We start from the raw sequence: 24,418 nt of genomic DNA on the forward strand, positions 1-24,418 counted from the left end.
CGGTTCAGAAGGTTTGCCCCAGGTTCAGGTAAACCGCCTGTTCATTGGCATCGTTGAGGCCATAGCTGAAATTCAATGGCCCCAATGGTGTGTCGAAACCGATGAATACGCTGGCTGCATTGATGTAGCCGCTGTCGAAGTCGTTATCGTTGTTCCAGGCCCGGCCACGCTCCAGCGACCCGCCGGCATACAGCGGGAAATCCAGTGGCAGGTAGGCGCGTGGCGTCAGACGGCGGTAGTACACGGCCCGCAGCAGGCTGACGTTCTGCCCGGAGATGGCGTCTTCGCGGAAACCGGACAGCTGCCGGGCGCCACCGAGCAGGAAACTTGAAGTCACCACATTGGCATCGTCCAGCGTGCGCCCATAGCGACCGCCCAGGATCAGCGTGTCCGGGCCGCTGCTCATGGCCTTGTCCAGTTTGAACTCCCATTGCCGGTAGCGCGTGTCGGAGCCCAGGCCCGGCTCGAACTGCATCAGGGTCAGGCTGACATCCTTGCCGTCGTGGGGGAAGTACACGTTATCCAGTGAGTCAAACGAATACTTCAGCGCATAGAAACCTTCATTGAAATGTTCGCTCGGCAGATCCTGATCGCCGATCCGCACGTCTGCCTTGCCCCAGGCCTCGCCGACGCCAAAGCGGATTTCGCCGTTGTTGCCGATCTGGCGCCCGACGTTGAGTCCGAAACCGTAGCGCTCGACGCGGTACTGGGCGACCGGATCATTATCGAGCACCGAGTCGACATTCTGGGCTTCGAACGCCGCATAGGGGGCGACGAAGTAGCGTGAACCCACGTCCAGCGGCTGGTAGAACTCCGTGTAGAGTTCCTGTTTGTCACCGATTTGCGCCCGGGTCAGCCACTCGGCGCCGAGGCGATTGATGCCGTTCATGCGGTAACTGGCGCCCAGATTGAAGGCACTGTCGCCGCGCATGTCGTCCGACAGGTTCAAGCCGACCCGCAAGTAATCGGTGCCGCTGCGCTTGCCCCGGGCGCTGATTACCAACGTGTGTTCCTGGCCCTTGTGTACCACGCGGTACTGCACCTGTTCGAAGTAATCCAGACCGTACAGGGTGCCCATGTCCGAATGCAGTCGCCCCAGGTCCAGCGGTTCGCCAATGGGCTGGCGGATGTAGTAACGGATCACGTCGTCGCCGACTTTCGAATCGTTTTCGATTTTGATCGCGGTGATGATCGGCGTGCGTTGGCCCGGTGCGCGGGCGGCGTTGAGCTCGGCGTCCTGCGACACCGCAGGCTTCAATCGCGCGAGGCGGGCGTCGAGGGCTTTGGTGGCGCGGTATCCGGCGTCGATCATTTCTTCGGCGCGACCGAAGTCGGTGACGCCGAAACTGGCCAGTGGTGGCTGGATCAGCACATCATTGGGGTGCAGCGCGGCCAGTTGTTCCTCGGAATTGCGCCGGGTCATCAGGGTGATCGACTGGTTCAGCACATCCACCACGGTGGTCAGTTGCTTGCGATTGCGCAGCGGGGTCCCGATGTCGACCACGATGGCGACATCGACGCCCATTTCCCGGGCGACATCGAGGGGGATGTTGTCGGTCATGCCGCCGTCCACCAGCAACCGGCCGTCCAGCTCGACCGGGGCGAACACCGCCGGGATCGACATGCTGGCGCGAATCACCTGGGGCAGGTGGCCCTTGCGAAACACCACTTTTTCGCCATTGGCGATGTCAGTGGCCACGGCGCGGAACGGGATCGGCAGCTTGTCGAAATCCCGGGTGTCGCTGGTATGGGCGAGCAGGCTTTCCAGCAGCAGCGCCAGGTTCTGTCCCTGGATCACCCCCAACGGCAGGCCGAGACTGCCGTCGTCGCGAAAGCTCAGTTTCTGCTTCACCAGAAAGTCACGGTCATCCTGTTTGCGCCGAAACGGTACGTCCTCCCGGGGCGGCGCATCGGACAAGGCCTGCTGCCAATCGATGCTCAAGGCCATTTTTTCCAGCTCGTCGATCTGGTAGCCCGAGGCGTACAGGCCCCCGACCACCGCGCCCATGCTGGTGCCGGCGATCGCGTCGATCCTGATGCCTTGCTCTTCCAATGCCTTGAGTACACCGATGTGCGCGAGTCCACGGGCCGCACCGCCGGACAGCACCAGACCGACTTTCGGTCGGGGTGCTTCACTGGCATGAATGAACAACGGCAGGAAACCAAGCAAAAGGCAGATCAGCAGACGACGCATTGTGAGTCTCGGGGCGAGCGTTAAAGCCGGCTATTATAGCGGCGCCCTCTGGCTCAGGAGTTTCAGCGATCATGACCGCCACAAAACCGGAAATCGTCATCACTTATTGCACGCAATGCCAGTGGCTGCTGCGTGCCGCGTGGCTGGCGCAGGAGTTGCTCAGCACCTTCGGCGACGACCTTGGCAAGGTGTCACTGGTGCCGGGCACCGGCGGGATTTTTCACATCAGTTGCGACGGCGTGCAGATCTGGGAGCGCAAGGTTGACGGTGGTTTTCCCGAGGCCAAGGTGCTCAAGCAGCGGGTACGCGACCAGATCGACCCGGAACGCGACCTTGGCCATAACGACCGAACTCAGTGAGAGGCCGCCTCGGCTGCCACGGATTTTTTGCCGGAGCTGCCTGACAGCTGGCTCGACACCACGATGGCCACAATGATCAGTGCACCGCCCAGCAGCATGCGCAGGGTCGGATTTTCATCGAACAGCAGCCACGCGACGGTGATGCCGTACACCGGTTCCATGGCGAACACCACGGCTGCAGTGCGCGCCTTGATCACCGCCAGACTGGCGACGAACAGACTGTGGGCGACGCCGGTGCAAAACACCCCGAGCAATCCGATCCACAACCAGTCGATGGCACGAACGTCGCTCAGTTGTGGCGCCGCCACCGGCAGCAGACACAACGCCACCACCACGTTCTGACACAGTGCTGCCTGCACTGCCGGGATGCGACCGGAGCTGGCCCGGTTGGTCAGCGACAATAGCGAAAACAGCAGGCCGGACAGGATTGCCCAGAGCAGGCCGGCAGTGGCGCCGCTGGCCAGATCGAACGCCGGGGTTACCAGTATCAGCCCTACACTGACCAGCGCCACCAGAATGATCTCGTTGGCGCGAATACGCTCGCGGAAGATCAGACCTTCGAGGATCACCGTAAAGGCCGGGAAACTGGCGAAGCCCAGCGTGGCGACGGCGACACCGGCGACCTTCACCGCGACGAAGAAACTCACCCAGTGGCCGGCCAGCAATACACCGCTCAGGGCCAGCCGTCGCCAGTCCACGGCTTGCAGTCTTTGCCAGCCGTGATCGGTGGCGAAACGGGTGAAGAAAGCCAGCGCAAGTACGGCGAAGGCGGCGCGTCCAAAGACGATGACCGCCGGCGTGGCGGCAGCGAGTTTGCCGAAGACGCCGGTCAGGCCGAACATCAATGCGCCGATATGCAGGGCGCCGAGGGCGGTACGGGGAGTCATGTCGATCCTTTTTCCAGACGCAATTTCATTGACTCATTGAAGCCGGAAACGGCCCGTCAGTCTGTCGGCAGACTATCGACTTTTGTCGTCAGTCTCGCGTCGCAATTGTGTAGGAGAGGTACCAAACTCACGCAGGACGGCAGCCGAGAATGCACTTTGAGATCCATAGCCGACGCGGCTGGCGATTTCACCGATGGGCAGGGTGGTTTCCCGCAACAGCGTGACGGCCTTGTGCAGACGTCGACTGCGGATGTAGTCCATGGGCGTTTGCCCGCATTCGGCGACGAACCGGGCGTGCAGCCGAGCGCTGGATAATCCGGCGACGCGAGCCAGGTCCGCCACTTGCAGCGGATAGGCCGCGTACTGCTCGATGTGCGCATCAAGTGCCGCGTAGGGCAGGCGACGGGCGCAGATTTCGGCAGGTCGAGCGTGGTTCAGACTGGCCAGCAACAAGACCGCGCCCTGTTGCGCGATCAACGGATCGTCCACCGGACTGTTTGCCAGCCAGTTGACCAGTTGGCCCTGGCCGGTATCCAGCGAGAGCCGGGCGGCATTGTCCAGCAGACGACGGCTGGCCTCGGCGTGATCGCCCAGCGACTGCGCCAGCCATTGTTCGTCCGGCACATCCAGGACCAGACAACGGCTGCCCCTGGGGCTGCCGCACGCATGGTGCGCGCCGGCGGGAACCACCACGAAACTCTGCTGCAGGACTTGACTGCCATGACCTTCGACCTCGAAATCCAGCGCGCCGGACAGGCCGAACACCAGTTGCGCGTGGTCGTGACTGTGGACGATCAGGTCGTGGGTGTAATGGCGCAGGGTCAGGATCGGTTGCATGGCGGTCTCCGGGCGAGCTGCCAGTCTACACCGGCGCGCAGGCGGCGCGTTTGTCACAAGACTGACGCATGCCTGTCATGGTCGATTAACCGGGCTCGCGCACAGTGGCGAAAACATCGCAGAGGGTTGCCCATGACCAGCGCCGAGCTCGCCCGACCCAGCCGTAAACAAAGGGTTCGCACCTTGTGGATCTCCGACGTGCATCTGGGCACGCGGGATTGCCAGGCCGAGCATCTGTCGCAGTTTCTCAAGGGCTATCACGCCGACAGGATTTACCTGGTGGGCGACATCATTGACGGCTGGAAGCTGCGCGGTGGCATGTACTGGCCCCAGGCGCACACCAACGTGATTCGCCGTTTGCTGACCATGAGCAAGCGCGGTACCGAGGTGATCTACGTCACCGGCAACCACGACGAATTCCTGCGCCGCTATTCAAAGCTGATTCTGGGCAACATCCAGCTGGTGGACGAAGCCGTGCACGTCACCGCCGATGGCCGGCACTTGCTGGTGATCCACGGCGACCAGTTCGACGTGATCACCCGCTATCACCGCTGGCTGGCGTTCCTTGGCGATTCGGCCTACGAATTCACCCTGACCCTCAATCGCTGGCTCAATCACTGGCGGGCGAAATATGGCTACGGCTACTGGTCGCTGTCGGCTTATCTGAAACACAAGGTGAAGACGGCCGTGAATTTCATCAGCGACTTCGAAGAGGCCATCGCTCATGAATGCGTGAAGCGCGAGCTGCACGGTGTCGTGTGCGGGCACATTCATCACGCCGAGATCCGCAAGGTCGGCGAGGTGGATTACCTCAATTGCGGAGACTGGGTGGAGTCGTGCACGGCGCTGATCGAGCACTGGGACGGCACGATCGAGCTGTATCGCCTGGCCGATGCGCAGGCGCGGGAGGCCGAATTGAAAGCGGCCAAGGTTGCCGAGCTGGCCTGAGTTTTTCAAATCAACTCAAGCCGGGGAGTGTTCCTCCATCGCCGCTTTGTAGATGGAGTTCTTTGGCTGGGCGAACAGCCGCTCGATCATCGGCTCGAAGAAACTCAGCGGCAGGGTGTCGTAGTCCGGGTCAAATGCCGCCGCGTCGTACCTGGCGCAGAACTCGGCGGTCGCCTGATACTGCGGATGGCCGCTGAACTGCTCGCGCAAGTGCCGATCCATGCCCAGGTGATGGAAGAAATAGTAGCCCTGGAAGATTCCGTGTTTTTCCACCATCCACAGGTTTTCGGCGCTGACGAACGGCTTGAGAATGGCGGCGGCGATGTCCGGGTGATTGTAGGAACCCAGCGTGTCGCCGATGTCGTGGAGCAGGGCGCAGACCACGTATTCCTCGTCGCGCCCGTCGCGATATGCACGGGTGGCGGTTTGCAGCGAGTGGGTCAGGCGATCCACCGGGAACCCGCCGAAATCACCTTCGAGCAATTTCAGGTGCGCGGTGATCCGGCCCGGCAATTGACGGGCGTAGGCACTGAAATCCGCCGCGATGATTGCCCAGTCTTCCTGGGTGCCGTGTTCCATGTGGGTGAATTTGGCAGTGGCGTTCATCGGCAATCCTTCCGGTCAAGTCTCAGAACGCTACGCGCCCCAGGATCATGTCGCGATACATGACGAAGTCGCCCAGCAGGCTGTAGAGCGGATGCTGGAAGGTGGCCGGCCGGTTTTTCTCGAAAAAGAAATGCCCGACCCAGGCGAAGCTGTAACCGGCCAGCGGCAGGGCCAGCAACAGCAGCCAGGCGCCCTTGGCGATGGTCAACGCGAGAATGAAGATCACCAGCGTCGTGCCGACGAAGTGCAGGCGACGGCAAGTGCTGTTGCTGTGTTCGCTGAGGTAGTACGGATAGAACTCGGCGAAACTGTTGAAAGGCTTGATGGTTTCCACGACCGCTGTCTCTGTGGTTATTGTTCTGATGGCAAGTTGTTCGGCGGGTAGCTTATTTGAGTCTAGAGTGAACAGTGGCGTCGGCCAGTGACAATCGGCGCCACTTTACTATCCTTGGAAAATCGGCCGTAGTATGCGGCTCATCATGTCATCCAAGAAAAAAACGCCATGAGCGAACGTACGACATCTGCAAGCTGGGCGATGGGGATTGTCAAGGCACTGGAAATGGACGGCCTGGATTGTCGGGTTCTGTTCAAGCAACTGGGGCTTGATTATGCGGCGCTGGAGGATCCGGACGCGCGTTTCCCGCAGGATTCCATGACCCGACTCTGGCAGCGGGCGGTCGAGCTGTCCGGCAACCCGGCCATCGGCCTGAACATGGGCAAGGTGGTACGACCCGCCTCGTTTCATGTTGCGGGCTACGCGTTGATGTCCAGCAACACCCTGGCCGAAGGCTTTCAGCGACTGGTGCGGTATCAGCGGATCATCGCCGAAAGTGCCGACCTGAGTTTTCGTCTGCTCGACGAAGGCTATGCGCTGATCCTGACGGTGCACGGCGATCATCTGCCGCCGACCCGGCAAAGTGCCGAAGCCTCGCTGGCCTGCGCGCTGTCATTGTGCGGCTGGCTGACCGGGCGTACCTTGCACCCGCGCAAGGTGCTGGTGCAGGGCGATGAGCCCGATGACCTCGAACCTTACAAACTGGCTTTTCATGCGCCGCTGGTGTTCAACGCACCGTATGACGCACTGATTTTCGAGCGGGCCGACATGGAAGCGCCGCTGCCCACCGCCAACGAAGCGATGGCGCTGCTGCACGACCGGTTCGCCGGGGAGTATCTGGCACGGTTTTCCGAAAGTCGCGTGACCCACAAGGCCCGTCAGGTGCTGTGCCGTCTGTTGCCCCAGGGCGAACCCAAACGCGATACGGTGGCGCAGACGCTGCATCTGTCCCAGCGCACGCTGCAACGGCGTTTGCAGGAAGAGGGCACCAGTTTCCAGCAGTTGCTCGATGACACTCGCCGCGAACTGGCCGAGCAATACCTGGCGCAGCCCAATATGACCCTGCTGGAAATCGCCTATCTGCTGGGGTTTGCCGACCCGAGCAATTTCTTCCGCGCCTTCCGCCGCTGGTTCGACACTACGCCCGGCGATTACCGGGCGCGTTTGCTGGACGCGCCGAACGCGGTCAGTGGCGCCAGAACGCCGGAATACACAGCACAAACACCGTAATGATCTCCAGCCGGCCCAGCAGCATGCCGAACGACAGGATCCACTTGGCGGCATCCGGCAGCGTCGAGAAGTTGCCGGCCGGCCCGATGGTTTCGCCCAGTCCCGGCCCGACGCCGGAGACTGTACTGGCTGCGCCGGTCAGCGCCGTCATCCAGTCCACGCCGATCAGTGACAGCAACAGGGCAATCACACAGATCGTGATGGCGAAGAAGAACGAAAAGGTCAGGATCGAACGCACGATTTCTTCGTCGAGGCGATGGCCGTTGTATTTCTGCTTGATCACCGCGCGCGGGTGAATCAACTGATTGAGGTTGGCCTTGAGCAGGATGTAGGCGACCTGGAACCGGAAGATTTTGATCCCGCCTGCCGTCGAGCCGGAACAGCCACCGACGAAGCCCAGGTAGAAAAACAGCATCAGCGAGAAATTGCCCCACAGGCTGTAATCCCCCAGTGCAAAACCGGTGGTGGTCACGACCGACGTCACGTTCAGCGCCACATGACGCAGTGCGTCCAGCCAATGCAGGTCGGTGGTCCACCAGTACCAGGTGCCAAGTACCAGCCAGGTCACCAGCAGCATTCCGAGCAGGCCTTGTACCTGCTGATCCTTGATCAGCGCCCGGCGGTTGCCGCGCAACGTGGCCACGTAAAGCGTGAACGGCAGGCTGCCGAGGATCATCACCACCACCGCCACCCAGTGCACCGCCGGTTGTGTCCACTTGGCCAGGGACTGGTCAGAGGTCGAGAAACCGCCGGTGGAGATCGCCGACATCGCGTGGTTGATCGCATCGAACGGGCTCATTCCCGCCCACCAGAACGCCAGGCTGCCGAGAATGGTGATGCCGATGTAGGTGACCACGATCAGGCGCGCCACCATGTGCGAACGGGGCATGACTTTTTCCGAGCGATCCGAGGATTCGGTCTGGAACAGGCGCATGCCACCGATGCGCAGCAGCGGCAGAATCGCCACTGCCATGCCGATGAAGCCGATGCCGCCGAGCCAGTGCAGCAGCGAGCGCCACATCAGGATGCCGGGAGACATGGTGTCCAGACCGCTGAGTACGGTCGAGCCGGTGGCAGTGATACCGGACATGCTTTCGAAGAACGAGTCGGTGTAGCTGATGTGCTGGGTCAGCAGAAACGGCAGCGCGGCGAAAATGCACACCACCAGCCAGCTGCTGACGGTCAGCAGGTACATGTCGCGGGGGCGCAGGTGAATGTGTTCCGGGCGACCGGGAATCACCAGGGCCAGACCGGCAAGGAAGGTGATCATGCTCGCCCAGAGGAACGACGGCAGGTCCCCGGTACGCTCGAAAATCACCAGAGTGGCCATGGGCACGACCATGGCAATGGCCAGGGTGATGAGGAAGATGCCGATGATGAAACCAATGATCCGTAAGGTCGGCAACGCCATGAAATCCGCTCGGGCTGATGTGGGAAGGGCGCCATTCTACCTGCGAGGCAAGGCATGTAAACCGACGCGGCCGGATCACTTGCAGCTAGAATAGCCGGACATTTTTTTCAGGAGGTGGCCGATGCAGGCTCTCGACGCTTTGCTCAACCGTGTTTCCGTTCCGCGACTGGTCGATCCGGCCCCTTCCGCCGAACAACGCGAAGTGCTGTTCGCCGCCGCGACCCGCGCTCCGGATCACGGGCATTTGCAGCCGTATCGCTTTCTGACCGTCGAAGGTACGGCACGTGAGCAAATGGGCGAGTTGCTGGCGCAAGCGGCACAGATGCAGGAAGGCGAAGTCACCGAAGCGATGATCGACAAGGCCCGCAACGGCCCGCTGCGGGCGCCGCTGGTGGTCGTGGTCATCGCAAAACTGCAGGATCACGTCAAATACCCGAAGGCCGAGCAGTTGCTGGCGGCGGGGTGTGCAGCCCACGGGATTTTGCTGGCGGCCTATGCGCAGGGGATTGGCGCGGTATGGCGTACCGGTGAGCTGGCTTACTCAAAACATGTCGCCAAAGGTTTGGGGCTGACGGATGACGAAGAGGTGATTGCGTTTCTTTACCTCGGTACGCCGCAGAAAGAACCGCGCGTGGCGGAGAAGGTTGATCTGGCGGAGTTTGTCAGTGCCTGGCCGGGTAAAGCCTGACACTGAAAACCTCATCAGGGCTGGACAACCGCACCCGGTTCCAGCGGCAACTCAAGACTGGCCACAAACCCGCCCTGCGGGTGATTGGCCAGCACCAGCGTCCCGCCATGGCGCTCCGCCGCACGCCGGGCGATTGCCAGGCCCAGACCATGCCCGGCAGCGGTTTGCCCCGGTGCCCGATAAAACGGCTCGCCCAACTGGCTCAAATGCTCGGCCTGCACGCCCGGTCCGTGATCGCGCACGCTCACCACGATCCGCTCGCCATGTCGCGAGGCTTGCAATTCGATCGACTGCCCCACCGGGTTGAAGCGCTGGGCGTTGCGCAGCAGATTGTCCACGGCGCGTTCGATCATGGTCGGCCAGCCTGTCAGATTGAGCTGCGGTTCGGCCTCCAGACGTACGGTCTGCTCCGGCGAGCCGAGTTGCGCGTCCTTTTGCAGGGTGCCCAGCAGGGCATTCAGATCCACGGATTCGGCGCTGGCGTTGTCGGCGTCGACCCGCGCCAGCACCAGAATTTCACTGATCAAGGCTTCCAGCCGATCGCATTCGCGGGTAAGACGCGGCCAGAGTTTTTCCCGTTCTTCCGGGCTCGCCCGTTCGGCCAGTGCCAGGGCGATGCGCAGACGTGCCAGCGGTGAGCGCAACTCGTGGGACACGTCGCGCAGCAACTGGCGCTGGCTGCCGATCAGGCTTTGCAGGCGTGCGCCCATGCGGTTGAAGTCGTTGGCCAGCACGCCGAACTCATCGCGGCGGTTGGCCAGTTTCGCCAGGCTGTTCTGCTGGTAGGTGGTCTGCCCCAGATCGTGCACCGCGCCGCGCAAGCGGTTGAGCGGGCGGGTGATGGAAAAGGTCACCAAAAGACTGAACAGGGTCAGCACCACCAGCGCGATCCCCAGCGCGCTCAATGGCCAAAGCAGGCTTTCGCGGTGCCAGGCGTCGAGTTCCGGGTGCGGGATGCGATAGATGAACAGGTAAGTATCACCGGTCTTTTCGCTGGTGAATTCATCGGTCAGGCGCCGCCAGGGCAGGCGCCGGTCGTCGTTGTTCTGCCGTGCTTCAAAGGCTGCCGCGCGACGGGGGAAGGTGCCGCGTACCACCGGGTCGCCGCTTTCGTTCAGCACTTGTACGTCGATGTGATACTGACGCTTGCGTTGCTGGAGGATGTCCTGGGCGGCGTCTTCACCCTGGGACTCGTAGGTCTGCGTCCAGTCGGCGGCCAATGTGTTGAGGCCCGGATGGCGGCTGAGGATCCAGGCGTCCTGATTGAGCATGTGCCCCAGCAAAATGGAAAGCCCCGCAACCAGGGCGATGGCCAGCCAGAAGCTTGCGAGAATACGCCAGAACAATGAACGCACAATGATTCCTCAGAACAAACGCAAAACCCTGTGGGAGCGAGCTTGCTCGCGATAGCGTAGTGTCAGACAGCTAAGTTTTGTCTGATGCACCGCTATCGCGAGCAAGCTCGCTCCCACATTGGGCCGGGTGAAAAAAGACCCGACGGGGTGAGCCGTCGGGTCAGAACATTATTGCGCCTTTTGCGGCTGTTGCGCTTTCCAGGCCTTGAACTCGGCCCATTCGGCGCGACGCTCGGCCTGTTTCTTCTGGATCTCGTCGAATTTCTTCTGTTGATCCGGTTTCAGCACGGCGCGGACGTCGGATTCGGCTTTCTTGTGGTTGGCCGCCATCTCGTCTTTCATGGCTTTCTGGTCGGCCGGGGAGAGTTTCTCCAGGTATTTCTCGACCGTCTGCTTACGCTCGTGCATCTGCTCGCCCATGATCTTGCGGATTTGCTCGCGCTGTTCGCGGGAGAGGTCCAGCTCGCTGTACGGGCCTTTGCCGTGCATGCGGTGCATCTGACCGCCGTGGCTCCAGCCACCGTCAGGCCCGCCCATCGGGCCACCATCCTGCGGCACGGCCATGGCGACGGTCGGCAGAGCGGCAGCGAACATCAGAGCGATAAGAGTCTTGCGCATGGTGTATCTCCTTGTCTCGTTCCCGGTACGTTCCGGATGGGTACAGATTACGGAGATCAAGGTCAGCGGCGGTCAGCGCTGGGTAAAGCTTGGGTAAAGACGCTTTGTCATCGAACTGACAAAGCGTCCGCAGAAACGCTAGAGGCTGTAGTAGTAGCCACGGCTGCGCAGGGCCACGATGCGCGGGCGGCCGTCGGCGTGGGGGCCGATCTTCTTGCGCAGGTTGCTGACGTGCATGTCCAGGCTGCGATCGTACAGGGTCAGCTTGCGACCCAGGGCGATCTGCGCCAGTTCCTGCTTGTCCAGCGGCTCGCCCGGTTGTTTGAGCAGGGCTTCGAGCAGACGGCTTTCGGATACGGTGAGGGTGAATTCCTTTTCGTCGATGCTGACCACGCCGCGCACCGGACTGAAACTCAGGTCGCCCAGCTCCAGCTGGGTCGACACGGCGGCCGGATGGCTGCGACGCAGCACGGCGCGCAGGCGGGCGGTGAGTTCGCGGGGATCGCAGGGTTTGGCCAGGTAATCGTCGGCACCCAGTTCCAGACCGAGGATGCGGTCCAGCGGCTCGCCGCGGGCCGAAAGCATCACCACCGGAAGGTCGGCATGGTCGTTGCGCAATTGCTTGAGCAGTTCCAGACCGCTGCCATCGGGCAGCATCACGTCCAGCACCACGGCAGCGGGGGCGGATTCGGCCAGGGCCTTGCGGGCGCTCTGGCCATCGTGGCAGGCACGCACCTGAAAGCCTTCCTGGCTCAGCCAACTGCTCAGAAGCTCACACAGCTCCTGGTCATCATCAATCAGTAACAGCTCGCTCATGACTCACTCAATTCAGCCATTGTCGACGTTTTCGACTTGCACCACTGGCAAAGATACCGCAGAGCAGGGCCAATAGCGCTACCCCGGCGCCGGTGACGAACCATTGCTGCTGTTCGGTCAGCAGGCGCGGCACTGGGCTGGCCAGGGCTTCCTTGAGTTGCAGCTTCAGACGCTGGTTCTCCTGGCGGAGCCGGGCAAGCTGGGCGCTTTCGCGGGTGTTGTCGGCATCCTGCAGTTGTTTGCTCAATTCTTCACGCTGCTGCTCGCTGGCTTTCAGGCGCTGCTGCAACTCGGTGATCTGGCTGCCGGCGCTCAAGGACAACGGCGTGGAATAGCCGCTTTCGGTGCTTTCCTCACCATGGGCGGGCGCCATGATCGACAACGTGACCAGCATCAGACACAACGGACCCTTGCGCATAGCGACTCCTGTTTCCAAATGGATATTGGGCAGGTTGTCGGCCGGCAAACGAGAATAATGAGCGATTGAGAACGCGATGAACCGACAAGGTTCATCGCGTGGCAGTAGATTAAGGCAGGACTTGCTTGAACGGCTTCACGACTACATTCGCATAGACGCCTGCAGCGATGTAGGGATCGGCATCGGCCCAGGCTTGTGCCGCACTCAGGGAGTCGAATTCGGCGACGATCAGGCTGCCGGTGAAACCCGCCGCGCCCGGATCATTGCTGTCGACCGCCGGATGCGGGCCGGCCAGCACGATGCGGCCTTCGCCCTTGAGCACCTGCAGGCGTTCAAGGTGCGCCGGGCGGGCGGCGAGACGCGCGTCCAGAGAATTGGCGACGTCGGTGGCAATGATGGCGTAGAGCATGTCAGTCCTCGGTTTTTGGCGTTGTGGTATCGGCGTCGTGCAGGTGACGGGACAGGTAGATGCCCTGGCCCACCAGGAACAGCACGGTCATGCCCAGGCTGCCGAACACCTTGAAGTCCACCCAGATGCTCTGGAAGGTGAAGGCAACGAACAGGTTGGCGGCGCCGCTGAACAGGAAGAAGGCGATCCAGGCGATGTTCAGGCGGGTCCAGACCGGGTCCGGCAGGGTCAGCGCGTGGCCCATGATGCGCTTGATCAGCAGGCGGTCACCGATGAAGTGGCTGCCGATGAAGGCCAGGGCGAACAACCAGTTGACCACCGGGGCTTTCCATTTCAGGAAGGTTTCGCTGTGGAAAGCCAGGGTCAGGCTGCCGAACACGAGGCAGGCGATCAGGGTCAGCCACTGGCTCTTCTCCAGCTTGCGCTGCTTGATGAAGAGCGCGCCGTAGACCACCAGAGAGCTGACAATCAGCATTGCGGTGGCGCTGTAGATACCGCCGACGGTCAACTCGTGACCGGCGACATCGACGGTACGGGGGTCGAGTTTGTAGACGATGAAGAACAGCAGAAGCGGGATGAAATCGATGAATTGTTTCACAGTGAGAGCCAGAAGCTGGATGTGGCGGCATAATAACAAACATATGGGCGCGCGATAGCGCCAGCTGATTTGAGGTTACACAACCCCGTGAATGTCGATTTGCACTGCCACAGCACGGCCTCCGATGGCGCCCTGGCGCCTGCGGCACTGGTTGCGCGTGCGTTCGAGAACGGCGTGCGAATCCTGGCCCTGACCGATCACGATACCGTCGAAGGCCTCGCCGAGGCGCGTGTCGCTGCCGAAGCGTTGGGGATGCAACTGGTCAACGGCGTCGAACTTTCCTGTACCTGGGGCGGGGCGACCATTCATGTGCTGGGCTATGGCTTCGACGTCAACGCCGCGCCGTTGGTCGAGGCCATTGCGAAGTTGCACGATGGCCGCTGGCTGCGGTCTGAAGAAATAAGCCGCAAGCTCGCCCTCAAGGGCATGCCCGGCGCACTCGACGGCGCACGGCAGATCCAGCAGGAGCTGGGCGACAGCGGCAATGCGCCGGCCCGCCCGCATTTCGCCGACTGGATGGTGCGCGAAGGATTCGTCAAGGATCGCGCCGAGGCGTTTCGCAAATGGCTCGGCGCCGGCAAGCTTGGGGACGTCAAGCAACACTGGCCGACCCTCGATGAAACCGTCGGCACGCTGCGCGCCGCCGGGGCCTGGGTCAGCCTGGCGCATCCCTGGCACTACGATTTCACCCGCAGCAAGCGCCGAAAGCTGATTGCCGACTATATTCAAGCGGGCGGACAGGCGATTGAAGTCGTCAACGGTTATCAGCCTGCGGAGCAGGTAGGCAGCCTGGCGATCCTTGCCCGTGAGTTCGGTCTGCTGGTCAGCGCCGGCAGTGATTTTCATGGCCCGGGAGGCTGGTCGGAGATCGGCCAGTACCGGCCGCTCCCTGAGGACCTTCCACCCCTGTGGTGTCGGTTCAAACATGACACAGTTATTGCCGCCGTCTGAACAGGTAGAGAATGTGAGCCAATTTTTCCAGATTCATCCGGAAAACCCGCAAGCGCGCCTGATCAAGCAGGCGGTCGAGATCATCCGCAAGGGCGGGGTGGTGGTCTATCCAACGGACTCTTCCTACGCAATCGGTTGCCAGATCGGCGACAAGACGGCGATCGAGCGTGTCCGGCGCCTGCGTCAGCTCGATGAAAAGCACAACTTCGCGCTGATCTGCAGCGATCTGTCGCAACTGGGCAACTACGCCAAGATCGACACCGGCACCTTCCGGATTCTGAAGGCCCATCTGCCGGGCCCTTACACCTTCATTCTCAACGCCACCCGCGAAGTGCCGCGACTGTTGCTGCACCCGAAAAAGCGCACCATCGGTCTAAGGGTGCCCAGCCACCCGATTGCCCTGGCGCTGCTGGCCGAGCTGGGTGAGCCATTGATGAGCGTGACCCTGATCATGCCCGGCGATGAAGACCCGTTGAGCGATCCTTACGAAATGCGTCAATTGCTTGAGCATCAGGTCGATCTGATCATCGACGGCGGTTTCGGCGGCATCAAGGCCTCCACCGTGGTCGACCTGACCGGCGACGATCCGGAAGTGGTCCGCGTCGGTTGCGGTGATCCTGCGCCGTTCATGGTCGAGGCCTGAATGTCCGCAGTCGAAACCGTCGATCCCCAGGCCGGTGCCCAGCAGGAACTGCCGTTTGCCATGGTCTATGGCCAGGCCGTCACGGAAATGCCGCTGGACCTGTATATCCCGCCGGATGCCCTTGAAGTCTTTCTCGAAGCGTTCGAAGGCCCGCTCGACCTGCTGCTGTACCTGATCCGCAAACAGAACATCGACATCCTCGACATTCCGGTGGCGGAAATCACCCGTCAGTACATGGGCTATGTCGAGCTGATGCAATCGGTGCGCCTGGAGCTCGCCGCCGAATATCTGGTGATGGCCGCGATGCTGGCCGAAATCAAGTCACGGATGTTGCTGCCCCGGGCCGAAACCGTCGAGGACGAAGAGGAAGACCCGCGCGCCGAGCTGATCCGCCGCTTGCAGGAGTACGAGCGCTTCAAGGTGGCCGCCGAAGGCATCGACGGGCTGAGTCGGGTCGGTCGCGATGTGATCGTGCCGAAGCTCGAGGCCCCTCAGGTGACCGTGCGCAAGTTGCTGCCGGATGTGGCGCTGGAAGAAATACTGATGTCCATGGCCGAAGTGTTGCGTCGTGGCGACATGTTCGAAAGCCATCAGGTCAGCCGCGAGGCATTGTCCACCCGCGAACGCATGAGCGATGTGCTGGAGCGGCTCAAGGGGGGCGGCTTTGTGCCGTTCGTCGAGCTGTTCACCGCCGAGGAAGGTCGGCTCGGTGTGGTGGTGACCTTCATGGCGATCCTTGAACTGGTCAAGGAGTCGCTGGTCGAGCTGGTGCAGAATGAGCCGTTCGCCGCGATCCACGTGCGAGCCCGAGTCGAATAACGAGTCTGAACATGAACCTGACTGAACCCCGCGAGCTGGCGCCCCTGCTTGAAGCCTTTCTGTTGGCCTCGGGAAAGCCGCAAACCCTTGAGCGACTGTACGAGTTGTTCGAGGAAGGCGAACGACCGGAGCCGCCGGTCTTCAAAAAAGCCCTGGCCCTGCTGGAAAAGTCCTGCGAGGGGCGGGCATTCGAGCTCAAGGAGGTGGCCTCCGGCTATCGTCTGCAGATTCGCGAGAAATTCGCACCGTGGGTCGGTCGTCTATGGGAAGAACGCCCGCAACGTTATTCCCGGGCCCTGCTGGAAACCATGGCGCTGATCGCTTATCGCCAGCCGATCACCCGAGGCGAGATCGAGGACGTGCGGGGCGTGGCGGTCAACACCAACATCGTCAAGACCCTGATCGAGCGTGAATGGATCCGTGTCGTCGGTTACCGTGACGTGCCGGGCAAACCGGCGATGTTCGCCACCACCAAGGCGTTTCTCGATCATTTCAACCTCAAGAGCCTTGATGAATTGCCACCGCTGGCTGAATTGCGTGAGATCGAACCCGATCCGGTGCTCGACTTCGACGATGCCCCGGTGCCCCCGGGGTTGCAGGAACTGGCCGATGCCAGCGCCGGGCCGGAAGAGCCGAAAGAGGAAACCAGTTTCCACACGTTGCTGCTCGAACTGGACAGCATGGAGGAGGGAATCAAGACCGACTTCGATGATTTGCTGCGGGATGCGGCGGATGGCGAGTCGGTGTCGTCCGGTTTCGAGACCGATCCGGCCAGACCATCCGTCGACGTTGAATTCGAAGCGAAGCCGGAGGTTGAGCCCGATCTTGAGCCCGAGCCTGAAGAAGACGTCCTCGGAGTTGCCGAAGCCCGGGAGAAATTGCTGGCTGCCGTCGCCCGGCTTGAACAGCCGGCTGTCGATGAAGAACTGAGCGAAGAAGAAGCCGAAGCCCGGGCACTGGCCGAAGCCATCGAAGCCGAGCGCCGCGAGTTCGAGGATTGAGCATGAGCTCGACCAAGGACCCGTGCATCAGTCTCTGCAAGTTCAGCGATGACATCTGCCTCGGATGCGGGCGCAGTAAGCGCGAGATCAGGGCCTGGAAGAAACTCGACAAGGATGAAAAGCGCACGGTGCTGGCCGAGGCCGCGCTGCGCCTGATCAGACTCGGTGCCACCGGTCGGCGGAAAAAGAAATAACCTGGCCGCGATCGGCTAGTCTCTGATGCGCGCGCGGACACATCCGCGTATGATTCGCGACCCTTCGGCGATCCCTTCGCCCGAAAACCCAGATTTCAACGATTCAGCGGCTCAACTCAGGGCCGTTGAGCAGACCACACCGGGAGGTGCCCAGATGAGTGACAATCAGAAAGACGACCAGGAAATTCGCCCGGCAGGCGAAAAACTGCAAAAGGTCCTCGCCCGTATCGGCGTCGGCTCGCGCCGTGACGTCGAAGCGTGGATCAGCCAGGGCCGGATCAAGGTCAATGGCACAGATGCCACCCTCGGCCTGCGTGTCGACATGCACGACGCCATTACCATCGATGGCAAGGTCATCAAGCGCGAAGAGGCGGCCGAATCGGTCCGCCGCGTGATCATGTACAACAAGCCCGACGGCGAGATCTGCACCCGCGACGACCCGGAAGGCCGCCCGACCGTATTCGACAAGTTGCCACGCCCGAAAGAAGGGCGCTGGATCAACATCGGTCGTCTCGACATCAACACCACCGGCCTGCTGATGTTCACCACTGACGGCGAGCTGGCCAACCGTCTGATGCATCCGTCCTTCGAGATGGACCGAGAGTACGCCGTCCGTGTTCGTGGCGAAGTCGATGACGAGATGATCGAGCGTCTGAAGGCGGGTGTCGTGCTGGAAGACGGCCCGGCGCGCTTCACTGACATTCAGCAGGCACCAGGCGGCGAAGGCTTCAACCACTGGTATCACTGCGTGGTGATGGAAGGTCGTAACCGTGAAGTGCGTCGCCTGTGGGAATCCCAGGGCCTGGTGGTCAGCCGCCTGAAGCGCGTGCGTTTTGGTCCGGTGTTCCTCAATTCCGATTTGCCGATGGGCCGCTGGCGCGAAATGAGTCAGTACGAAGTCGACGTGCTGAGCGCTGAAGTCGGTCTGACACCTGTGGCCCTGCCGCAGTTGAATGCCAAGAGCAAGGACAAGCTCGAGCGTATGCAGCGCAAGTCGTCGCGACCGATGGCTCGCACCGAGCGTGTGCGCACCTTGCGTCCGGCCAATGGCGCACCGGCTGCTGCCGGCCCGCGCCCGGCGCGTGAGCCGCAGATCGAAGGCGAGCGCCCGGCTCGCAAGCCGGCGGCGCGTCCGGAAGGTGAGCGTGCACCACGCGGCCGTACCGATCGCAGTGAAGGTCGTGCGCCTGCCGGTCGCGGTACGCCGGTGGCGGATCGTCCGGCCGATACCAAGCGTCCGGCCAAACCGGCACCGAAGCGTCCAGGCATCAGACTGGCGGACGATGACAAGCCATCGGGCAAGCGCCGTGGCGCGCCTGCCGGTTCCGGCCAGCGTCCGGGGTTCGGTCGCAAGAAGCCGGAATAAGGCAGCTGCAAGTTTCGAGCGGCAAGCCTCAAGCTGAAACAGAAAACGCCAACTCTTGGAGTTGGCGTTTTTTTTTGGACTTTTTATTTCTTTTTTTTGAGGTGTCTTTTCTTGTTTTAGAACAGAAAACTTGACGGCTTTCAAATAGTTAGCCAGCTAACGTCAATCTCCGCACCAGGCTCCGGTTGGTGTGGAGTGGAAAATTTACGTTACGCAGTGTCAGCGGCTATTTACGAAAAAGTCGCCGTAGCCCCGTGAATCGGATGCGTCTGTCGCGCTGTAAGGAAAATCTGCCGGAACTCGTCCCGCCGGGCCTTGCGCAGGGCTCTGGCGTGCTTGTTTCAGGCTCGTTTGAAAGGTGAGATGCGCCCCATGCCTGTCGTGCAGGTGCATAACAAGAAGGAGGCGCAATGAACGCCGATATCCATTTTCACTTCTCTTCGTGGGACGGATTGACCATCGTCCACGCCGATGGCCTGCAAAGGCCTGACTCAATTTTTGCAGCCGTCCGGGTCGCCCGGGACGGACACACGCAATCCCGGCAACCGACTCGCTGATCCAGCGGGGTCTGGCAGCAGGGGGTTAGCGGTGTACAATGCGCCGCGTTTTAACTGTGACCCTCTGCGTAATCGCGCAAACCTCAAGGCTATCCGCCTTGTTCACTCCGCCGCGTCACGAGCGTGTCGGGTTCGATTTCGTCACAGACAAGAACAAACAGGTGACGCATGACCGTTGTAAGAAAACTGAATGCCTGGTGCTTGCGCTGGGGTTTGATCAGGGCTGGCTGAAATCGCAACCTTGCAGCAACGTCTACTGAACATCATCAAACCTTGTGTGAGACCTTTTTCATGAGTGGACAAAACTCGCAATCAGGCGAGCTGAAACGCGGCCTGAAAAATCGCCATATTCAACTGATCGCCCTTGGCGGCGCGATCGGCACCGGATTGTTCCTGGGCTCGGCGGGGGTGCTGAAATCCGCCGGCCCGTCGATGATCCTCGGCTATGCCATCTGCGGCTTCATCGCCTTCATGATCATGCGCCAGCTCGGCGAGATGATCGTCGAAGAGCCGGTGGCCGGCTCCTTCAGCCACTTCGCGCACAAATACTGGGGCGGTTTCGCCGGTTTCCTGTCGGGCTGGAACTGCTGGATCCTGTACATCCTGGTGGGCATGTCGGAGCTGACAGCCGTCGGCAAGTACATCCACTACTGGGCGCCGGACATCCCGAGCTGGGTCACCGCGGCCGCGTTCTTCCTGCTGATCAATGCGATCAACCTGGCCAACGTCAAGGTTTTCGGTGAGGCCGAGTTCTGGTTTGCGATCATCAAGGTCGTGGCCATCGTCGGCATGATTGCCCTGGGCAGTTACCTGCTGGTCAGCGGCCATGGCGGCCCACAGGCTTCGGTCAGCAACCTGTGGTCCCACGGCGGCTTCTTCCCCAATGGCGTCAGCGGTCTGGTGATGGCCATGGCGATCATCATGTTTTCCTTCGGTGGTCTGGAAATGCTCGGTTTCACCGCAGCCGAGGCCGACAAGCCGAAAACCGTGATCCCGAAAGCGATCAACCAGGTGATCTACCGGATCCTGATTTTCTACATCGGCGCACTGGTGATTCTGTTGTCGCTGACCCCGTGGAACAGCCTGCTGGATACCCTCAACGCGTCAGGCGACTCCTACAGCGGCAGCCCGTTCGTGCAGGTGTTCTCGATGCTCGGCAGCAACACGGCTGCGCACTTGCTCAACTTCGTGGTACTGACCGCAGCGCTGTCGGTGTACAACAGCGGCACCTACTGCAACAGCCGGATGCTGCTGGGCATGGCGGAGCAGGGCGATGCACCGAAAGGGCTGGCGAAGATCGACAAGCGCGGCGTACCGGTGCGTTCGATTCTGGCTTCGGCGGCGGTCACCCTGGTGGCCGTGCTGCTCAACTATCTGATGCCTCAACATGCGCTGGAACTGCTGATGTCGCTGGTCGTGGCGACGCTGGTGATCAACTGGGCGATGATCAGCTTCTCGCACTTCAAGTTCCGCCAGCACATGAACAAGACCAACCAGAAGCCGCTGTTCAAGGCGCTGTGGTACCCGTACGGCAACTACATCTGCCTGGCGTTCGTGGCGTTCATTCTTGGCGTGATGCTGCTGATCCCGGGCATCCAGATCTCGGTGTATGCGATTCCGGTGTGGGTCGTGTTCATGTGGGTCTGCTATGTGATCAAGAACAAACGTGGCGCGCAGCCAACGTTGCACGCCGCCGTGAAGTAACGCGGCGAGCACAAACATCAAACCCGGCCTGGCGCCGGGTTTTTTGTTTTCGCGGATTCTGCAAGTGATCCCGAATGCCTTTTGTTTCCGGGGTGAGAATTCTGCGCGTTACGCGTAATCGGCAATGGGATAGAGCGTGCACAACGCTTCGGTCTGCAAGCGGAATTGTTCCTTCGCGGCAGGCTCCAGTGCGTAGTCCCGCTCACCCAGCGGTGTCACCTTGTCGAGGATCCGGCACATCAGGTCGACAATCTGCCGGCATCCTCTCCGGTCGATGTGGCGTTGGGCAATGGAGCCGGTGCCGATGCGCAATCCGCTGGTCACGGAGGATGACCGAAGCTCGCCAGGGACGCGGTGCCTGTTCACGATGATTCCGCATTGTTCCAGCGCCGATTCTGCAATGGAACCGGTGATGCCGCTGCGCAACCGGAGCAGAACCGTATGGTTTTCACTGCGTCCGCCCACCACTTCATAGTCATGTGCTTGAAACGCAGTGGCCAGTTCATCGGCCGAGTTGCGGATCCGCGCCATGTACGCGTCGAACTCTGCCGACATGGCATGCCCCAGTGCCGCCGCCTTGGCCGCGATCATGTTGACGGCCGGCGCACCTTGCATGCCGGGAAACACAGCCTGGTCAAGGGCGCGGTTGAAGGTTGTCCTCAGGCCGGGAACCTTGGTATTCGCATCCCGGCCGCAAAGGATCAGGCCGCCGCGGGGGCCCATGAGTTGCTTGTGTGTGCAGGTAGTGGTGACGTGCGCTACGTCGATCGGGCTTGGATGGCGCCCGGTGGCAACCAGACCGGCGATATGTGAAATGTCGGCGAGCAGGATGGAGCCGGCCTCGTCGGCAATTTCGCGGAACCGCTCGAAATCCACCACCCGCGAGTAGGCACTCGCACAACACATGATGATGCGCGGGCGGTGGGCGAGAGCCAGTGTGCGTACCTCGTTGTAATCGATCAGGCCCTCGGCGGTCGTACCGTAGCGGATCGCCTTGTAATGGTCGCTCGAGAATGCCGCAGTGCTGCCATGAGTCAGGTGGCCGCCATGTTCGACGGCCATTCCCAGCAGGGTGTCGCCAGGTTCGAGCAGGCCGGTGAGCACCTGGTAATTGGCGTTCGATGCCGAGTGTGATTGCACGTTGGCGTACTGAGCGCCAAACAGCTCCCGGGCTCTGCGGATGGCCAGCGACTCGACCAGGGTGACGTTTTCGCATCCGGCGTTATAGCGTCTGCCGGGTGTCCCTTCGGCCGTCACATTGACCAGTGCCGACGCGGAGGCTGCCAGGGTGCGTGGGTTCGCAGCGCAGGCGGAAGAGACCAGTGACAAGGTCTGGTGCTGGCGCGTGACTTCGGCGTCGAGAATCTGCGCGAGTTCGGCGTCTTGCGCTCGCAGGTCTGCCAGGCCGCGCCGCAGCAAGTCGGCCTGGGTCGTAAGCTGTTGAGTATTGACCGGCATTGTCTGTATTCCTTCCCTGTGTGTTGCGCGCAGCCAGCAACCGCGCGACTTTCCCGTTTTGCCTGTGGCGACATCCCTGTATTGCCAAACCGGTGCAGGCGGATCCGTTTTCCGGCGCCGCTGCGCACAAAACCAACCTCCGTACAGACAGTCAGTGTCTTTTCCCCTGTGGATCATTGGGGCGAGACTGCCCGAAGCATCATAGTTTTTTTGCTTGGGAACGCTAGAAGAATTAATCAAAAAAATGAACATTCTTCAAAGAAAATGATTCTTTTTGTCGGGGGAGGGTGTAAAAGCTGAGAGCTTGTCGCTGCTTTTCTTCGATGAAGCGAAAGGTGAAGGGAACGGACAAGTCAGTTCAGATTGCCGGGTGAGACGACAAGGTTGAGCGAGCCATCGAGGGTTCAGTTAATCCCGGATGGAGGATGCTATGATCGCTCGCGATTTTGACAGGGATGCAGTTGTAGTCATCCGCCTGGGTAATTATTCAGGGTGTGATGTCTTTACAGTTACCAATGGGCAGCAGGCAATTCATGCACAGACGAGAAAGATCGGAGAATCTGAAAAACAACATCAAATACCTGATAAAAAGCCGTGGGGAGACACAGTTGTCCTTGTGCAACTCCAGTGGCCTGACCAGAACAACCATCTATAACATCCTTGAGGGGAAAGTGGTCAATGTTCAACAGTCCACGGTTCGCAAGATTTCCGACTTCTTTGGCGTTTCTTATGAAGAAATAGAAACGATCGATTTTGAAGAGAAGGAAATAATAGAAAGCAGTATTTCGCCGCAGGGGAACATGAACCCGGCGGCGGTGCCTGTCCTGAAAGAGAGTCTGCTGATCCAGAATCTGGACAAGAGGATTGGCGAATTGGCCACGATTCATCCATTGACCTATTACTTCGGCACCTCCTTCAATTTGATCGGTGTGCTGTTGGAAAACGAGATCAGTGGGCTGAATGAGCCGGGCGATCTATTGATCGTTCAGAAAGGCTCCTCGAGCAGCGGCAGGGAAAAGCTGGTGTATGACAAGGTCACGAAAAGGCTGGCGATTACCAGGGAGATCGGCGTCTCCACGGATCGCATTCGTGTTGTCGGGGATATCATCGAGGAACGATTTAATGGGTTGTAGTGTTGGAATGGAAAACAGCAAGTACAAGCTATTGGGATTTGAGAACGAAAAAAGCCTGGCAGTCATCATGGTGATTGCTACAGGCAAGATAATAAAGATAAAGCTGAGTGAAGTTTTGAATAGTGAGATTATGGATAATCTGAACAAGCTGGAAATAAAGAATCTGTACAAGAAGTTCTATTCTCAGGGCGGGGCGCTGACAGCCTATGAGTTGAATGATCGTCATGAAAGTTCATGGATGATTTACATCATTCTGAACCTCATGTTGTTTACCCTGTATATCTTTACCAGCATCGCCGCGACCAAGCCTATCTATCTGGCGTTTTTCGATATCATCGTGACGCCGGGGACGTTTCTGTATCCGCTGACATTTCTGATCGTCGATCTGTTGAATGAAACGTTCGGTCTCAGACTCGCGCGCAAAGCCATTCTCTTTGCGTTCATCAGCAACGCCGCCATCATCATTCTGCTGGCCATCACGACTCATCTGCCCGGTTTGCCAGGGTGGAAGCTGGACGGGCCTTACAATGATGTCATTGGTCAGCTGTCTTCGGTTCTGGTGGCATCCTCTGTTTCATTTCTGGTGTCCGAAAACATAAACTCGTATCTACTCTGCAAAATCAAGGAACTCACAAACTCCAGGTTCCTGTTTTTGCGCGTGTTTTTAAGTACGTTGTTTGCGGTGATTATCGACAGTTTTCTTTTCTGCTTTATCGCGTTCTATGGCGCGATGGAGACCAGCGCGATATTGAACATGATCTATGTTCAGATTGCGATAAAGGTGGGTTTTGCTTTCTTTAATGTCTTGCCGGCTTACGGGGCAAGATCATTGTTCAAGAAGTATTTGACTGGAAGCCAGGCACAGTAATAACTGTCGTCGCTCA

At 60.3% G+C, this 24,418-nt stretch carries 27 protein-coding genes; 14 read left to right on the top strand and 13 right to left on the bottom strand.

Annotated elements, in window-relative coordinates:
* Positions 1-4: 4 nt before the first annotated feature.
* On the bottom strand, positions 5-2,194 hold the full coding sequence (locus NWV16_RS08170) for a patatin-like phospholipase family protein (protein ID WP_260522643.1): 2,190 nt from the start codon (positions 2,192-2,194) through the stop codon (positions 5-7).
* A gap of 71 nt (positions 2,195-2,265) precedes the next feature.
* Here NWV16_RS08170 and NWV16_RS08175 point away from each other — a divergent pair, with 71 nt between their 5' ends.
* Positions 2,266-2,553 carry a SelT/SelW/SelH family protein gene (locus NWV16_RS08175; RefSeq protein WP_065260955.1) on the top strand — a complete coding sequence of 96 codons (288 nt, stop codon included), beginning with the start codon at positions 2,266-2,268 and terminating at the stop codon, positions 2,551-2,553.
* Here the strand turns inward: NWV16_RS08175 and NWV16_RS08180 are convergent.
* Both NWV16_RS08180 and NWV16_RS08185 read right to left on the bottom strand, forming a co-directional pair.
* Complete coding sequence (locus NWV16_RS08180) at positions 2,547-3,440, bottom strand: DMT family transporter (protein ID WP_260522644.1); 894 nt, start codon at positions 3,438-3,440, stop codon at positions 2,547-2,549. The genes NWV16_RS08175 and NWV16_RS08180 overlap by 7 nt on opposite strands.
* A gap of 72 nt (positions 3,441-3,512) precedes the next feature.
* A complete protein-coding gene (locus tag NWV16_RS08185) occupies positions 3,513-4,277 on the bottom strand; it encodes a helix-turn-helix transcriptional regulator (protein WP_260522645.1) in 765 nt (254 codons plus the stop codon).
* Between the two features lie 132 nt (positions 4,278-4,409).
* Between NWV16_RS08185 and NWV16_RS08190 the strand changes: the two genes are divergently transcribed.
* Positions 4,410-5,225: a UDP-2,3-diacylglucosamine diphosphatase gene (locus NWV16_RS08190; RefSeq protein ID WP_065260952.1), complete on the top strand. Its 816-nt coding sequence runs from the start codon at positions 4,410-4,412 to the stop codon at positions 5,223-5,225.
* Positions 5,226-5,240: 15 nt separating this feature from the next.
* Here NWV16_RS08190 and NWV16_RS08195 read toward each other — a convergent pair whose 3' ends face one another.
* Positions 5,241-5,831: an HD domain-containing protein gene (locus NWV16_RS08195; RefSeq protein WP_260522646.1), complete on the bottom strand. Its 591-nt coding sequence runs from the start codon at positions 5,829-5,831 to the stop codon at positions 5,241-5,243.
* 22 nt (positions 5,832-5,853) lie between these two features.
* Positions 5,854-6,165: a DUF962 domain-containing protein gene (locus NWV16_RS08200; RefSeq protein WP_260522647.1), complete on the bottom strand. Its 312-nt coding sequence runs from the start codon at positions 6,163-6,165 to the stop codon at positions 5,854-5,856.
* Between the two features lie 168 nt (positions 6,166-6,333).
* On the opposite strand from NWV16_RS08200, the gene NWV16_RS08205 reads away from it, so the two are divergent.
* The gene (locus tag NWV16_RS08205) at positions 6,334-7,395 is read left to right on the top strand and encodes an AraC family transcriptional regulator (protein WP_260522648.1); all 1,062 of its coding nucleotides are present in this window, start codon (positions 6,334-6,336) and stop codon (positions 7,393-7,395) included.
* On the opposite strand, the gene NWV16_RS08210 is transcribed toward NWV16_RS08205, so the two are convergent.
* Positions 7,352-8,806: a TrkH family potassium uptake protein gene (locus NWV16_RS08210; protein WP_260522649.1), complete on the bottom strand. Its 1,455-nt coding sequence runs from the start codon at positions 8,804-8,806 to the stop codon at positions 7,352-7,354. The genes NWV16_RS08205 and NWV16_RS08210 overlap by 44 nt on opposite strands.
* A gap of 121 nt (positions 8,807-8,927) precedes the next feature.
* Between NWV16_RS08210 and NWV16_RS08215 the strand changes: the two genes are divergently transcribed.
* Complete coding sequence (locus tag NWV16_RS08215) at positions 8,928-9,494, top strand: nitroreductase family protein (RefSeq protein ID WP_260522650.1); 567 nt, start codon at positions 8,928-8,930, stop codon at positions 9,492-9,494.
* 14 nt (positions 9,495-9,508) lie between these two features.
* On the opposite strand, the gene NWV16_RS08220 is transcribed toward NWV16_RS08215, so the two are convergent.
* The 6 genes from NWV16_RS08220 to NWV16_RS08245 all read right to left on the bottom strand — a co-directional run bounded on the left by NWV16_RS08220 (position 9,509) and on the right by NWV16_RS08245 (position 13,708).
* Positions 9,509-10,849, bottom strand: coding sequence for a HAMP domain-containing sensor histidine kinase (locus NWV16_RS08220; protein ID WP_260522651.1), 1,341 nt, complete (start codon positions 10,847-10,849; stop codon positions 9,509-9,511).
* 168 nt (positions 10,850-11,017) lie between these two features.
* Positions 11,018-11,467, bottom strand: a complete 450-nt coding sequence (locus NWV16_RS08225) for a Spy/CpxP family protein refolding chaperone (RefSeq protein ID WP_260522652.1) — start codon at positions 11,465-11,467, stop codon at positions 11,018-11,020.
* 138 nt (positions 11,468-11,605) lie between these two features.
* Positions 11,606-12,283, bottom strand: a complete 678-nt coding sequence (locus NWV16_RS08230; RefSeq protein ID WP_065260824.1) for a response regulator transcription factor — start codon at positions 12,281-12,283, stop codon at positions 11,606-11,608.
* A 7-nt stretch (positions 12,284-12,290) separates the two neighbouring features.
* Positions 12,291-12,701, bottom strand: coding sequence for a translation initiation factor 2 (locus NWV16_RS08235; protein WP_260522653.1), 411 nt, complete (start codon positions 12,699-12,701; stop codon positions 12,291-12,293).
* Positions 12,702-12,810: 109 nt separating this feature from the next.
* Positions 12,811-13,110, bottom strand: coding sequence for a YciI family protein (locus NWV16_RS08240; protein WP_096822226.1), 300 nt, complete (start codon positions 13,108-13,110; stop codon positions 12,811-12,813).
* Position 13,111: 1 nt separating this feature from the next.
* Complete coding sequence (locus NWV16_RS08245; protein ID WP_260522654.1) at positions 13,112-13,708, bottom strand: septation protein A; 597 nt, start codon at positions 13,706-13,708, stop codon at positions 13,112-13,114.
* A gap of 87 nt (positions 13,709-13,795) precedes the next feature.
* On the opposite strand from NWV16_RS08245, the gene NWV16_RS08250 reads away from it, so the two are divergent.
* From NWV16_RS08250 to NWV16_RS08285, 8 genes are all read left to right on the top strand, one after another.
* A complete protein-coding gene (locus NWV16_RS08250) occupies positions 13,796-14,659 on the top strand; it encodes a PHP domain-containing protein (protein ID WP_260522655.1) in 864 nt (287 codons plus the stop codon).
* Between the two features lie 13 nt (positions 14,660-14,672).
* Complete coding sequence (locus tag NWV16_RS08255) at positions 14,673-15,302, top strand: L-threonylcarbamoyladenylate synthase (protein WP_260522656.1); 630 nt, start codon at positions 14,673-14,675, stop codon at positions 15,300-15,302.
* Positions 15,303-15,362: 60 nt separating this feature from the next.
* The gene (locus NWV16_RS08260) at positions 15,363-16,121 is read left to right on the top strand and encodes a segregation and condensation protein A (RefSeq protein WP_260523494.1); all 759 of its coding nucleotides are present in this window, start codon (positions 15,363-15,365) and stop codon (positions 16,119-16,121) included.
* Positions 16,122-16,132: 11 nt separating this feature from the next.
* Positions 16,133-17,122, top strand: a complete 990-nt coding sequence (scpB, locus tag NWV16_RS08265) for an SMC-Scp complex subunit ScpB (RefSeq protein WP_260522657.1) — start codon at positions 16,133-16,135, stop codon at positions 17,120-17,122.
* A 2-nt stretch (positions 17,123-17,124) separates the two neighbouring features.
* On the top strand, positions 17,125-17,316 hold the full coding sequence (locus NWV16_RS08270; protein ID WP_260522658.1) for a DUF1289 domain-containing protein: 192 nt from the start codon (positions 17,125-17,127) through the stop codon (positions 17,314-17,316).
* A 154-nt stretch (positions 17,317-17,470) separates the two neighbouring features.
* Positions 17,471-18,682: a 23S rRNA pseudouridine(2605) synthase RluB gene (gene rluB, locus NWV16_RS08275; protein ID WP_260522659.1), complete on the top strand. Its 1,212-nt coding sequence runs from the start codon at positions 17,471-17,473 to the stop codon at positions 18,680-18,682.
* Positions 18,683-19,092: 410 nt separating this feature from the next.
* The gene (locus NWV16_RS08280; protein WP_260522660.1) at positions 19,093-19,239 is read left to right on the top strand and encodes a hypothetical protein; all 147 of its coding nucleotides are present in this window, start codon (positions 19,093-19,095) and stop codon (positions 19,237-19,239) included.
* Positions 19,240-19,530: 291 nt separating this feature from the next.
* Positions 19,531-20,943, top strand: a complete 1,413-nt coding sequence (locus NWV16_RS08285) for an amino acid permease (protein WP_260522661.1) — start codon at positions 19,531-19,533, stop codon at positions 20,941-20,943.
* A gap of 108 nt (positions 20,944-21,051) precedes the next feature.
* Here NWV16_RS08285 and glyA read toward each other — a convergent pair whose 3' ends face one another.
* Entirely contained in the window at positions 21,052-22,401 is a 1,350-nt protein-coding gene (gene glyA / locus NWV16_RS08290) for a serine hydroxymethyltransferase (protein WP_260522662.1), read from the bottom strand.
* 533 nt (positions 22,402-22,934) lie between these two features.
* Between glyA and NWV16_RS08295 the strand changes: the two genes are divergently transcribed.
* Positions 22,935-23,534, top strand: coding sequence for a helix-turn-helix transcriptional regulator (locus tag NWV16_RS08295; RefSeq protein WP_260522663.1), 600 nt, complete (start codon positions 22,935-22,937; stop codon positions 23,532-23,534).
* The gene (locus tag NWV16_RS08300) at positions 23,524-24,402 is read left to right on the top strand and encodes a queuosine precursor transporter (protein WP_260522664.1); all 879 of its coding nucleotides are present in this window, start codon (positions 23,524-23,526) and stop codon (positions 24,400-24,402) included. The genes NWV16_RS08295 and NWV16_RS08300 overlap by 11 nt, the downstream gene beginning before the upstream one ends.
* Positions 24,403-24,418: the final 16 nt, after the last annotated feature.

It is taken from the genome of Pseudomonas sp. BW7P1 (assembly GCF_024981055.1).
GTDB classification, from domain to species: domain Bacteria; phylum Pseudomonadota; class Gammaproteobacteria; order Pseudomonadales; family Pseudomonadaceae; genus Aquipseudomonas; species Aquipseudomonas bananamidigenes.